This window comes from Vibrio sp. Vb1980, assembly GCF_033338615.1.
GTDB lineage: Bacteria > Pseudomonadota > Gammaproteobacteria > Enterobacterales > Vibrionaceae > Vibrio > Vibrio alginolyticus.
In genome coordinates, this window is record NZ_JAWOSZ010000001.1 from 458,997 (window position 1) to 471,834 (window position 12,838).

Annotated in this window: 9 protein-coding genes; 7 read left to right on the forward strand and 2 right to left on the reverse strand. The window is 44.9% G+C overall.

Translation table 11 applies throughout. The annotated features are described in order from the left end of the window. Positions 1-42: 42 nt before the first annotated feature. On the reverse strand, positions 43-2,187 hold the full coding sequence (locus R7F64_RS02055) for a TonB-dependent siderophore receptor (RefSeq protein ID WP_318071408.1): 2,145 nt from the start codon (positions 2,185-2,187) through the stop codon (positions 43-45). A gap of 145 nt (positions 2,188-2,332) precedes the next feature. Between R7F64_RS02055 and R7F64_RS02060 the strand changes: the two genes are divergently transcribed. The 6 genes from R7F64_RS02060 (at position 2,333) to R7F64_RS02085 (ending at position 9,498) form a co-directional block, all read left to right on the forward strand. Beyond that, positions 2,333-4,186: an ABC transporter ATP-binding protein gene (locus R7F64_RS02060; protein ID WP_042521744.1), complete on the forward strand. Its 1,854-nt coding sequence runs from the start codon at positions 2,333-2,335 to the stop codon at positions 4,184-4,186. Positions 4,187-4,423: 237 nt separating this feature from the next. After that, positions 4,424-5,458, forward strand: coding sequence for a DUF4118 domain-containing protein (locus R7F64_RS02065; protein WP_318071459.1), 1,035 nt, complete (start codon positions 4,424-4,426; stop codon positions 5,456-5,458). Next, positions 5,455-6,153, forward strand: coding sequence for a response regulator transcription factor (locus R7F64_RS02070; RefSeq protein ID WP_025768538.1), 699 nt, complete (start codon positions 5,455-5,457; stop codon positions 6,151-6,153). Before R7F64_RS02065 ends, R7F64_RS02070 begins: the two co-directional genes overlap by 4 nt. A 151-nt stretch (positions 6,154-6,304) precedes the next feature. Then, a complete protein-coding gene (locus R7F64_RS02075; RefSeq protein ID WP_025768537.1) occupies positions 6,305-6,958 on the forward strand; it encodes a potassium channel family protein in 654 nt (217 codons plus the stop codon). A gap of 1 nt (position 6,959) precedes the next feature. Then, the gene (locus tag R7F64_RS02080) at positions 6,960-8,324 is read left to right on the forward strand and encodes a TrkH family potassium uptake protein (protein WP_170897554.1); all 1,365 of its coding nucleotides are present in this window, start codon (positions 6,960-6,962) and stop codon (positions 8,322-8,324) included. Between the two features lie 247 nt (positions 8,325-8,571). Then, on the forward strand, positions 8,572-9,498 hold the full coding sequence (locus R7F64_RS02085; RefSeq protein ID WP_318071409.1) for a LysR substrate-binding domain-containing protein: 927 nt from the start codon (positions 8,572-8,574) through the stop codon (positions 9,496-9,498). Between the two features lie 95 nt (positions 9,499-9,593). Here R7F64_RS02085 and R7F64_RS02090 read toward each other — a convergent pair whose 3' ends face one another. Next, positions 9,594-11,330: a BCCT family transporter gene (locus R7F64_RS02090; protein WP_318071410.1), complete on the reverse strand. Its 1,737-nt coding sequence runs from the start codon at positions 11,328-11,330 to the stop codon at positions 9,594-9,596. Between the two features lie 319 nt (positions 11,331-11,649). Here R7F64_RS02090 and R7F64_RS02095 point away from each other — a divergent pair, with 319 nt between their 5' ends. Then, positions 11,650-12,837, forward strand: coding sequence for an aromatic ring-hydroxylating oxygenase subunit alpha (locus R7F64_RS02095; RefSeq protein ID WP_213972879.1), 1,188 nt, complete (start codon positions 11,650-11,652; stop codon positions 12,835-12,837). The last annotated feature ends 1 nt before the right edge of the window (position 12,838 follow it).

Consider the following 12,838-nt stretch of genomic DNA (forward strand, 5'->3'; position numbering starts at 1 on the left):
TTAGGAGAAAACTCCCCTCAATAGAGGGGAGTAGAAGTACAATTACCAGCGGTAGTTTGCGTTTAGCATAACAGAGCGAGACTGGCCGTAGTAACAGTAGTAGTCACAGCCGGACACGTATTCTTTATCCAGAATGTTGTTTATGTTTAGCTGTGCTTGCCACTGTGAAGTAATGTCGTAAGTGACCGACGCATCCCATACCGTACTCGCGTCAACGGTAACTGGAACGTATGCTCCAGCATCACTTACTGTTTCACCAACGTATCGCACGCCTGTGCCCACAAATAAACCTGGGATCAAATTATTAGTATTGTAATTAACCCAAATAGTAGCTTGATGCTCGGGAATAAGTGGGGTTTGTACAAAATTACCAGAACTATTTGCATCAACTTGGGCGTTAGTGTAAGTATAACTAGCAGAAACCTTAACTTCTTCCGTCATTTGACCTACAGCTTCAACTTCTAAGCCTGTAGAGGTTGATTCACCCGTTTGTGTTTGTGTTCCTGAATTTCTTGATTGAGTCAGGGCGTTTTTGTTTGTGATATCAAACCAAGAAATATTGATATATCCGTCAAAATTATCTGGAGTATACTTCATACCAATTTCCCACTGTTCACTTTCACGTGGGTCATATAGTTGTTTATCAGTAGGCGCAGTTCCGTATGTCGCATCAAGGGTGCTTAATACTTCAAAGCCTTCTGCATAACTAACGTATGGAGTAATACCGAAGTCTGATACATACATCAGGCCTGCATTAAGTGTAAAACTACCACCAGAAGAAGAATCTTTTTCGTTACCTTTAACACTCTCATTCTCCACATCGTACCAGTCGTAACGACCACCTACTTGTGCTACCCATTTATAGTCATATTTGATTTGATATTGCGTATAGATACTTGCTAGTGTTTTGCTTATTTCTCGGTCGATTAAATCGCCTTTTGGGATAGGAGTGTAGTTACCGTACTCAGGAGCCCATGGGTTGATTGGGTCGATATTAGCTTGCCCAAAATTTTGCTCTTCATAACCTTCAGTTTTGTGATGCTGTATATCTATACCAGCAAGAACGGTATGCTCACTTGTATTTGACATCCAGTTACCCACTACGTTGTTATCTAATGAGAAACTTTGAGTTTTTCCATCACGGTAGACGATACCCCTTGGGTAATTGTTTTCAATAGGCTGGAAGTTTGCATCATAACTCGGGTAAGAAAAAATATATGAGCTAATTAAGTTTAACTTGTTGTATCCATAATTAAATGTTTGATTTAGAGACCAATTATCATTCATGTCGTGGGCAAGACGGTATCCAATCGACATTTGCTCTCGTTCATAGTTGTCGTAATCCGGCTCTCCTAGATTAGTCCCAGGACCTATATCTCCTAGAGGAGAATTTGCTGCCGTCCCTGCCACAGGCAAAAATGGGTTAGTTGGAATACCGTCATCATGAAGATAAGTCGCCATTAGCGTTAATATGGTTCGATCAGAAATATCGACCTCTAAACTAGGCGCAATATAGAAACGTTCATTTTCTGTTTCATCTAGCTCTCCATCTTGGCTACTCATTAAACCTACCAATCGGTAGCGCATTGTGCCGTCGTCGTTTGCTGCGTCGGAAATGTCAAAACCGATGGATTGGTGGCTATTATTTCCGACTTCCACCTTGACTTCACCTTGTGGTGTAAAGGTTGGCTTTTTCTGAACAGCATTGACCACCCCCCCAGGGGCTGCATCACCGAATAGGATAGCGTTTGGTCCTTTAACCACTTCTACTGATTCTAGGCCGTAGGGTTCTAGCAACCATGTGTAGTAGCCATCGCGATATAGTCTTGTACCATCTAAATAGGTGGCTCCTTCAAAGCCGCGAATAAAGAACCAATCAGTGTCGTTGTCTGCGCCATAAGGCTGAGTGGTTACACCAGACGTGTAGCGTAATGCTTCATCTAATTTTTTCGGTGCACGAACACGAAGTTCATCTTCAGAAATGATAGATACGCTGCGCGGCGTTTCTGCCGCAGGGGTTTCTACTTTAAGTGCTTGCGCGGTGACCGTTATGGTCTCCATGGCAATCACGTCATCTTGTACGACGTCTTCTTGAGCTTGTGCTGTGAATGCAACCACTGCTGTAGGTGCTAAAGCACAAACCAACGCATTGCGGATCGCGATGGTTAGTGAGTTATTCTTTGGCATAAATCTATTCCCGATAATTATGATTAACGCTAAGCTTAATTGTAATTATTATCATTTGAGCTTTTGTTTCGGTATTTTACTGACTTTTGTATCAAAAGATAGTAAAACGTTCGTAAATTCATTCGCGGTACCTAAAGTCATTGTTATGTTCAATTGGTTTGAAAAACTGACCCAACCCTTTCCCCAGATGGAAACCGAAAAGCCACCGAAGACGCTATTTGGCTTTTGTCGTTTTTACACTCGTGGCTTTGAAGCCCCTTTACTCGTTATGGCTGTGTTCAGTGCGCTTATTGCCATTACAGAGGTGACGCTGTTGCGTTATATGGGCGAGCTCGTCGATATTCTCTCTAATCAAGATCGCGCAACATTCTGGCAAGACCAGGGTGATCGCATGCTAATGATGCTGTTCTTAGTGGCGGTTGTGATGCCAGCTCTCGGTTTTGTCCACTCAATGGTGATGCACCAAACGTTATTGGGTAACTACCCGATGTCTATCCGTTGGTTGATTCACCGTTACTTGCTAAAACAAGCGGTTGGATTTTTCCAGCGTGACTTTGCAGGCCGAGTTGCGACCAAAGTGATGCAAAGTGCGTTAGCGGTACGAGAAACGGTCATGAAGCTGGTGGATGTACTGGTTTATATCAGCGTTTATTTTCTTTCGATGCTCTGGATGATGGGCGAAGCCGATGGTTTGCTAATGTTGCCTATTGTGATTTGGATAGGAATGTACGCGGTTATCCAGTTCTACTTTATCCCTAAAATGAAACAAGTAGCGACGGAGCAAGCGGATGCTCGTTCTGTAATGACTGGGCGCATTGTCGATTCTTACACCAACATATCTACCGTAAAGCTATTCGCGCACTCGCAACGAGAGTTGGAATACGCAGAAAGCAGCATGAAGCAATTTTTGGTGACGGTTTACCGCCAAATGCGCATGGTGACTTGTTTACTGTTTAGTGTGGATGCCATCAACTATTTGCTGCTGATGTCTATTAGTGCCATTTCGGTTTATCTATGGCTAGATCACGCTGTAACAATTGGTGCTATTGCGATTGCCATCAGTATTGCATTGCGCGTACAAGGTATGTCGAAGTGGATCATGTGGGAAGTTAGCGCACTGTTTGAAAACATCGGTACAGTAGTAGACGGTATTAATACGATTTCAAACGATGTTGAAGTGAAAGACGTACCAAATGCTAAGCCTTTGCAAATCTCTCAAGGTGAGATCTGCTTTGATCACGTAGGTTTTAACTACAGTGATGAGAAGGCAGTATTTGAGAACTTGAACCTGACTATCAAACCGGGCGAAAAAGTCGGCATTGTCGGTCGCTCTGGGGCAGGTAAATCCACGTTGGTCAACTTGTTGCTGCGCTTTTACGACGTAAATAGCGGTAAGATTTGCATTGATGGACAGGACATTTCTCAAGTTGAACAAGAGTCGCTTCGCCAACACATCGGTATGATCACTCAAGACACCTCTTTGCTGCATCGTTCAATTAAAGAGAACATTCTTTACGGTGATCCAGATGCTTCAATGGATGCCGTTATCGCAGCTGCTGAGAAAGCACATGCTCATGATTTCATTCAATCTCTACGAGACGAGCAAGGTAACGTTGGCTATGACGTTGAAGTGGGTGAACGCGGTGTGAAGCTGTCTGGTGGTCAGCGTCAACGTGTGGCGATTGCTCGCGTTCTGCTGAAAAACGCGCCAATTTTGATCATGGATGAAGCAACGTCTGCACTTGATTCAGAAGTAGAATCGGCAATTCAAGAAAACCTTGAAGTTCTGATGGAAGGAAAAACAGTGATTGCGATTGCTCACCGTTTATCAACGATTGCCGCGATGGATCGCTTGATTGTAATGGATGACGGCAAAATCATTGAGCAAGGCTCGCATTACGAGCTGCTGCAATTGGGTGGTGTTTACGCTCAGTTGTGGAAGCATCAAACCGGCGGATTTTTGTCTGAGCAAGGTGATGCTCAACTGCAAGTCATCTAATATGACGCTACACGAAAGAGGAGCAAATGCTCCTCTTTTTTGTGTCTGTCGTTTATACCGAGTAAGTAGGTGTTAATGGGCAACGTTAACTTGTGATTATTCATTGAGTTAGGCCAACTTAATGATGATTATGTTTATAACTCACTGTCGTTATTGAATTTTTTACGCTTTTTTTACGCGAACTCCGAATGGGCTTTTGCTAAAGTTTTCTACATCGAATTTTGGTTGATGTATTTTATGTTTGTTCAATGGCGAGATAACACCTTTCTCTTTTCTACTACCGTGATTGTTGGCGCGGTTGTCGTCTCATGGTTGTTAGACCAACTGTTTGGCTCTACGGCTGCCGTCCTGCTGATTTTACAGTTAGCGGTCGTGGTAGTGGCGTTTCAATGCAACTCGCGATTCGCTTATGCGGCGGCGGTGATCGAAGCGCTGAGCTTCAACTTCTTTTTTACGACACCTCGTTACTCTTTGCAGATGTTTCGTCCGGAAGACATTTTTAATTTAGTCGTGTTTATGGTGGTGGCATTTATCACCAGCACCTTTGCGGATCTTTATCGTCGCCAGCAGGGCGAGTTAAAACAAACCAAGCTGCAAAACAGCATCCTGCTATCGGTGTCCCATGACTTACGCACGCCGCTGGCAACCATTATTGGAACATTGACCACACTCAACGAGTACATGCCCAAGCTCAATGACTTAGAGCGTAAAGAATTGCTCGACAGTGCGACTTCAGAAAGCCATCGCTTGCATCAATATATCGAGAACCTCTTACAGGCGACTAAGCTCCAGCACGGCACATTAAAAATTACCAAAAAAGATGAGTTGATTGCAGATATTGTTCGGGATGCGGTTTCTCGTTTGCCAAATTACACCGAGAAAGTGTCCATGAATATGGATGATTCCGTTGATTATTTGTCAGTAAGTCGTTCGCTCATCGAGCAAGCGATTTTTAATGTGTTGGATAATGCCATGCGATTTTCACCAGAGAATGAATCTGTCGAGGTTTCACTTTCTAAGCAGGGTTCGTCGTGCGTGATTGATGTTCGGGACATGGGGATTGGCATCAAAGCTGAAGATGCGGAACAAATATTCAGCCTTTTCTATTCCGACGCGAACAACAAATCGGCCGATTCAGGCACCGGAATGGGACTCGCGGTTGCCAAAGGCATCATCATCGCACACCAAGGAGAGATTCAATCTATGCCAGTATCAGAAGGGACGCTGATCCGCATTCGACTTCCACTCAATCCAGGAGCAGAGCAGGCGTGAGTTACAAAGTTTTAGTCGTGGACGATGAGCCTCGCATTCATACCTTTATTCGAATTTCGCTGTCTGCTGAAGGGTTTGATTACATTGGCGCGAGTACCATTGCAGAAGCCAAAGCGTGTTTCGAAGCGCATTCGCCGCACGTCATTCTGCTAGATTTAGGCTTGCCCGACGGCGATGGGAAGGAGTTTCTCACTACGCTTCGTCAGACGTATAAAACGCCAGTGCTAGTGCTGACGGCTCGCGATCAAGAAGAGGAAAAAATCCGCCTTTTAGAAGCGGGCGCGAATGATTACTTGAGCAAGCCTTTTGGCGTAAAAGAGCTCATCGCGCGCATCAAAGTGCTGGTTCGAGATTTGGTGGATGAGAAATCCATCGCTGATGAGCTGGTGGCTGGCCGAGTCAAAATCATCAAAAGCACCCACCAATTTTGGTTGGATCAGAGGGAAATTCCACTCACCAAGAAAGAATTTTCTTTCATTGAACAGTTGATTCTCAAGCCGGGAAAACTCATTGAGCAAACTCATTTGCTAGCGGTGATTTGGGGAAAAAGTCATGTCGAAGATACTCACTACTTACGCGTGTTAGTGAGTCAACTACGCAAAAAACTGAACGATAGTGCTGACGAACAGCGACTTTTAAAAACCGAGCCGGGGCTGGGTTATCGTTTAGTGCTAGAGGCGTCCAAGCACCACTAAATTCCAAATTTAATCAACGTTAATGCCAAGGTTTAGTGCTGGTTATCGGCACTCGAACAGGATTCGTGTTGCCTATTTTCCGTGACGGAAAATCAGTCTAGCCCTTAACGCATTAGCATTTTCTATACATAAAACACAGTTAGGTATTGATATGGCTCACTTTACAGTAATTGGTCTAGGGCGATTTGGCGTTGCCGCCAGCTTAGAACTTATTCATCTTGGACACACCGTAACGGGGGTGGATAGCGCCCCGAAAATCGTCGAAAAATACGTCGAGGAGTTAACGCAAGCGGTCATATGTGACGCAACAGACGAAGGTGCACTCAGAGAGTTAGCGTTAGCAAACAGTGATGTGGTGTTGGTGGCGATTGGCGAAGACATGCAAGCCAGTTTGTTGTGTACTCTGGCGCTGAAAAATCTGGGTGTGAAATCCATTTGGGTCAAAGCGAGCACCAAAGCACACCACACCATAGTGTCTAAGCTTGGTGTACAACGCATTATTCATCCGGAAGAGGAGATGGGCGTAAGAGTCGCACAGGCACTCAACTATCCGATGGTGAACAACTATTTGGAAATGGGGCATGGCTTGTATGTGGTGGAAATCCACGTTAAATCCAATCTGCACGATACACCGCTTTCTAAGTTGATCAGCCGAGGCAGTTACAACATTCAGCCGATCTTGGTGAAGCGCGAAGAAGCCATCTACACCAATATCAATGATGAGTTTGTGCTTAATGAGTTCGACACGCTGTTGCTTTGTGGTAGTCGCGCTGAGCTGAAATACGTCGCTCCAAGGTTGGTGTAACATGGTTTTGTGGCATCCCTCTATTATCCCAATCGAGCGAAAACCCAAAGCGGGCAAAAAATTGTTGGGCGCACCGCCATTAATACTTAGCCTCAGCTTTGCGTGCTTGATCATGCTCGGCACGGTCTTACTCAAACTGCCGATTGCCACCACAGAGCCCATCACTTGGATTCAAAGCCTGTTTACTGCGACATCGGCCATTACGGTGACGGGATTAGTTGTGGTAGACACGGGCACGGCGTTTACGCCTTTTGGGCAAGTGGTTATTGCTTTCCTGATTCAATGTGGTGGCCTAGGTTTAATGACGTTTGCCATCGTGACCTTGCTGGCTCTGGGCGGAAAAATTGGCTTTTTGGAGCGAGCCGTCGCGAGAGAGGCGTTCAACCAAACTGACTCATCGACACTCATTGCCACCGCTAAATCTGTATTGATGTTCGCTCTGCTCGTTGAACTTATTGGTTTCACTATTTTGAGCGTTTATTGGAGTGAAGAGCTGGGTTGGAAAACCAGTTTGTTCCATGGTTTCTTCTACACCATCAGTGCGTTTAACAATGCAGGTTTTGCGTTGAGTGCCGATAGCTTAATGCCTTATGTGGACGACCCGGTCGTTAACTTCACCATTACCAGTTTGTTCATTATTGGTGGTTTAGGCTTCTCGGTTTGGATTGACTTAAAACGCAATCGCCGTTGGCACCGACTCACCGTTTACAGTCGAATGATGATCTTAGGCACGGTGATCATTAACGTGGTGGCACTTATCGCCATTTACCTGATTGAATATGAGAACCCCAATACGCTTGGCCCTTTGAGCGAAGCAGGGAAATGGTGGGCATCGTGGTTTCAAGCGGTGACGCCAAGAACGGCAGGGTTCAACACTTTAGCTATCGATCAGTTGGAAGATGCCACAACGGCGATCATTCTGGTGTTGATGTTTATCGGCGGTGGATCATTGAGTACGGCAAGTGGCATTAAAGTTGTGACATTTATGGTATTGGTCTTGGCAACTTACAGCTATTTGCGTCGTGATGAAGCAACCTATGCCTTTCAACGCGAGATTCCCAAAGAGACCATCAGCAAGGCATTGGCGCTGACTCTGATCTCGGTGGGGGTGACTTGGTTTGCCATATTCACGCTGTTACTGACAGAGAAAGCGTCTATGTTAGATATTATGTTCGAAGCGGTCTCGGCACTGGGTACGGTTGGGTTATCGCGAGGCTTAACGGGCAGTTTGTCCGAACCAGGTGAGTTAGTGATCATCTTCATGATGTTTATGGGACGATTAGGGCCTCTTACATTAGCGTACTTCTTAGCCAGTCCAAGAAAGAAAAAAGCGCGTTACGCGAGTACTAAACTGGCAATAGGGTAGATGGGCTAACTCGAAGAAAGTGAGCAAAAGGCTAGGCAAAAGAGGAGTAACTGCTCCTCTTTTTGTGCTCGTTGTAGCCACGAAACTGTATACGGCAGTCTCTCTCACAACAATTTATGATTCATCTCTATTTTTTATCATTTATAAATTGTCGTTTTTGAGGTGTTGTCCAGAATGGCATTATCCACGTGCAACATAAGATTGCCGGGAATAAAAATAATTACAATACTGCCTTACTGGAAGATACATGAAAATCAAACCCCTCCCTCCTTTAAATAGCCTCGTTGCGTTTGAAGCGTCGGCGCGGCACTTGAGTTTTACGTTAGCCGCTGACGAGCTAAACGTGACCCAAGGTGCTATCAGTCGCCAAATTAGACAATTAGAAGAATACTTAGGCAAGGCTATGTTCACGCGAGCCAATCGAAGCATTAATTTAACGCCTACAGGTCTTCAATATTATCAAGCTGTCAGCCAATCTTTGCTCGATATTGCTCAAATCACGGGTGAAGTGAAGAAGTGGCAGGGCGAACAAAAGATCACGGTTGCGACGACAAATGCAATGGCAGCCTTGTGGTTGTTGCCTAAGGTTGCTCAATTTCAAAATGAACATGATGACATCGATATAAGGATATTGGCCTCAGATAATGTGTTGGACTTACGCCGATTAGATTGCGATATCGCCTTGTTTTATTGTCGCACTCCACCTGCGGAAATGGACGTGACAACGCTATTTTCGGAAGAAGTATTCCCTGTGTGTAGCCCGCTTTATCTAGAGAAAATCGGCCAGCCTAGTAAGTCAGAAGAAATCTTCAATAAAACGTTACTCTATCTGGAAGAGTCTCAAAGAGATTGGGTGAATTGGGAGCAGTGGTTTGCGAGTGTAGGATTGCCAAATATTTCGCCTCGTAATCGCATGAACATCAATAACTATCCAATGCTGTTACAAGCGGCAATTAATGGTCAGGGAATCGCGTTAGCCTGGGGGTCATTAGTGGACGACTATTTACAAAGCGGCGCTTTGGTTAGGCCAGTCGAACACGTGCTTTCAACACCTTCCAATTTCTCTATGCTTGAACCTAAAAATAGAGGTTTAATCCCAGCAAGCGTCAAGCGTTTTAGAGAGTGGCTTTTGCAACAGTTGCCAGATGAGGTGGGTGATCGAGGTTTAGCCTAAATCAATAAGCAGAGAAAATAACAGAGTTAGGTCATGTTAAAAAAAGCGGGAGTACCAGTTCCCGCTTTGTTTTAATTGATTGATGAAACGACGCACTAACTTAGTACTGGTCCCTGATTGAGTGTGGAATCATCTTTTAGTGAGGATCTTGAAGCGATAGGCTGGGAAGCCACAGTTTTGCTTTCAGCAAGCGGTTCAACAGGACCATCAAGTTTCTCTTGCTCTGGGTGAACATGCTCAGGCAGCATTGCCCATGGCTTAGGTTCGCGTCGAATACTATGGAACAGCGTTAAGCTCATCACCGCGATAAAAATGGCGATAGGGAAACCGGCAATAATGGAGGCCGTTTGCATTGCTTTTAACCCTCCTGCGTATAGAAGTACTCCCGCAATGGCGGCGATCATGATCCCCCACAATACGCGTATAGAGGTAGGAGGCTCACTGTGCCCAGCGGCATCGAGGGTACATAGAACCAAGGTACCCGAGTCTGCGGAGGTAATGAAATAAGTACCGAGTAATAGACACGCAAGCACGCTAAGTAGTTTACCAAACATACCTGTATCTAGATTGTCGAATAGCGTAAACAAAGCACGTGTCGTATCGGCTTTAGTCGCTTCAAGAATCGGGCCGCCAGAAAAATCCGCAGGTGGTGTTTGTTTGGCTTCTTGTGCCGCAGTGACTTGCTCTTGATGAGCAACACGAGCGTCTTGCTCTACCTTCAACGCTGCACCACCAAATACTGAAATCCATAAAAACGTGATTAGCGTGGGTACGATGAGAGCACCGCCGATAAGTTCACGTATTGTGCGTCCTTTAGAGATACGAGCCACAAACATGCCAACGAAAGGCGCCCAAGTCATCCACCAAGGCCAGTAATAAGCCGTCCACCAGTTTTGCCAGCCAGAGTCATTCTGTGCATCGCTCCATAAGCTCATACCGACAATGTTTTGTGCATAAAGCCCCGTACTTTCGAGTAGCGTATTTAAGATATAGCGAGTTGGACCAATGTAAAGTACGACTAGCACGAGTGCGAGTGAAAGCAGCATGTTCCATTCTGATAAACGGCGAATACCTTTTCCTACACCAGATAGCACCGACGCAACCGCACAAGTACAAAGGGAAACGATAATAAAGAGTTGAATCCCCAAACTAATGTCTAGACCAAAGGCTTGATTCAAACCAGAGTTTATTTGAATAACTCCCATCCCTAAGGTTTGAGAGATACCGAAAGCAGTCACCGCGACTGTTAGGATATCAACCGTGTGCCCGATAGGCCCATAAATACGATCGCCAATCAAAGGGTACAAGATAGAGCGTAGGGTAAAAGGCAGATCTTTACGGTAGGAAAAGTAAGCTAATGCGAGTGCAACAATAATAAAGACAGACCAAGGATGTAGACCCCAGTGAAAGAATGTCAGTTTCATTGATGTTGTTGCGGCTTCATTGGTCAGGCCTTGAGTAAATGGGTTGTCAGCGTAATGCCACATCGGTTCGGCGACCGACCAGAAAATCAAGCCTATCCCCATGCCTCCGGAAAAAAGCATGGATACCCAAGACAAATAACTAAACTCTGGTTTTTCGTCATCTTTACTCAAACGAATATGCCCATATCGACTAACCATAAGGTAAAGAAGAAACCCGACAACGAGTGAAACAAGTCCGATGTAAAACCACTTCATATTCTGCAGCAAAATGCCGGAAATTGTTTCGAAGTATTGGCCCGCTTGGTTGGCGAGAATGGCGCAGAAAAGTACAAAACCGATAACGACGATCTTTGATGCGATAGTCACAGTCGGATTGAGTCCTTTCAATATCCCAGATGTTGCTCTCATAGGCATCCCTCACAGTGCTTTTGTTTTAGCGTTATTGTTTGTTGCGTTATTGTTAATTTTTGAAAGAGAGTAGAGAGAGGGCTTTTGTGTTTCAACTGATTAATACTCATCGGTTAATGAGTATTAATCATGACAAGAAGAACCTTGTTAATTAACAGGTTGTTTTGTTGTTTGAGATCAATGCATGAATGACAAAAACTCATCCAAACCCGGCGAAAAAGTCGTTTGTTTGTTGCCAGGTTGTTAATCAAAATCATCTCCACTAACACAACACGATGTTGTACGCACTGGATGCAACTCGACTCTCGGAGATAAGAATATGAGCAATGTCAACCAAACCATTATTCCTGTTGAACTTGTTGATAATGTACTGAACCCAATCAGTGAAGCAACAGGAATGCCGAATCAGGCCTACACCAGCGAAGAGTATTTTACTTTTGAGCGTGATCAGGTGTTTGGTAACACTTGGGTATGTATTGGTTTTGCATCAGACCTGCTTAAAAATGGTTATGTAATGCCACTTGATTTCATGAATCTTCCACTACTCATGATGAGAAATCGTCAAGGTGAAGTCCAAGTTTTCCACAACGTATGTAGTCATCGTGGTATGAAGCTGGTTCATGAGGCAGGCGAAGTTCAAGGCATGATTCGCTGTCCTTACCATTCATGGACGTACGATCTTGACGGCAATCTAAAAGGCACACCACACATTGGTGGTATCGCAAAACATAAAGATGATCGATTTAAGTGTGAAAAGCACGGCCTTAAGCCACTTCGTTCAGCCATTTGGATGGACATGGTATTCGTCAACTTATCGGGCAATGCAGAAAGCTTTGAAGACCATATCGCGCCGCTAGAGCAACGTTGGCAGCAATTCTTAGGTGAAGAAGGATTAGGGCTTCTTCGCCGCGTGAACATGGGTGGCAACTTAGAGATAGAAGTGAAAAGTAACTGGAAGCTTGCCGTAGAAAACTACTGTGAAGCTTACCACTTACCTTGGGTGCATCCGAGTTTGAATAGTTATTCTCGCCTAGAGGATCACTACAACATCATGTTTGCAGAGCGTTTTGCTGGCCAAGGTAGTCTCGCATACAACCTCTCTGATACTGCAGGAACACACTTACCTAAATTTCCAAGCTGGCCAGAAGATAAACTGCGTCATGCAGAATATGTTGCACTCTTTCCAAACGTGTTGCTTGGTATTCAAGCCGATCATGCCTTTGCAATGATGATTGAACCAATCACTGCGAATAAAAGTGTTGAGCACCTACGTGTTTTCTATGTGGGTGATGAAGCAACGAAAGATGAGTTCGCTGCGTGCCGTACTGCTACCGTTGAGTCATGGCGAGTCGTGTTCGGCGAAGATATTGGAGCGGTCGAGGGCATGCAGGAAGGTCGTTACTCACCTGGCTTTGGTGGTGGTGTGTTCTCACCAGAAATGGATGTTCCGACGCATTTCTTCCAAACCTGGTTGGCAAAGCAAGTGAAAGCGGCACTGGAGCAGTAAT

Bases quoted from the DNA above. Each gene is read 5' to 3' on its own strand.
- R7F64_RS02095 (WP_213972879.1), top strand. From the start codon at position 11,650: ATGAGCAATGTCAACCAAACCATTATTCCTGTTGAACTTGTTGATAAT.
- R7F64_RS02085 (WP_318071409.1), top strand. From the start codon at position 8,572: ATGAAAATCAAACCCCTCCCTCCTTTAAATAGCCTCGTTGCGTTTGAA.
- R7F64_RS02075 (WP_025768537.1), top strand. From the start codon at position 6,305: ATGGCTCACTTTACAGTAATTGGTCTAGGGCGATTTGGCGTTGCCGCC.
- R7F64_RS02065 (WP_318071459.1), top strand. From the start codon at position 4,424: ATGTTTGTTCAATGGCGAGATAACACCTTTCTCTTTTCTACTACCGTG.
- R7F64_RS02055 (WP_318071408.1), bottom strand. From the start codon at position 2,187: ATGCCAAAGAATAACTCACTAACCATCGCGATCCGCAATGCGTTGGTT.
- R7F64_RS02090 (WP_318071410.1), bottom strand. From the start codon at position 11,330: ATGAGAGCAACATCTGGGATATTGAAAGGACTCAATCCGACTGTGACT.
- R7F64_RS02080 (WP_170897554.1), top strand. From the start codon at position 6,960: ATGGTTTTGTGGCATCCCTCTATTATCCCAATCGAGCGAAAACCCAAA.
- R7F64_RS02060 (WP_042521744.1), top strand. From the start codon at position 2,333: ATGTTCAATTGGTTTGAAAAACTGACCCAACCCTTTCCCCAGATGGAA.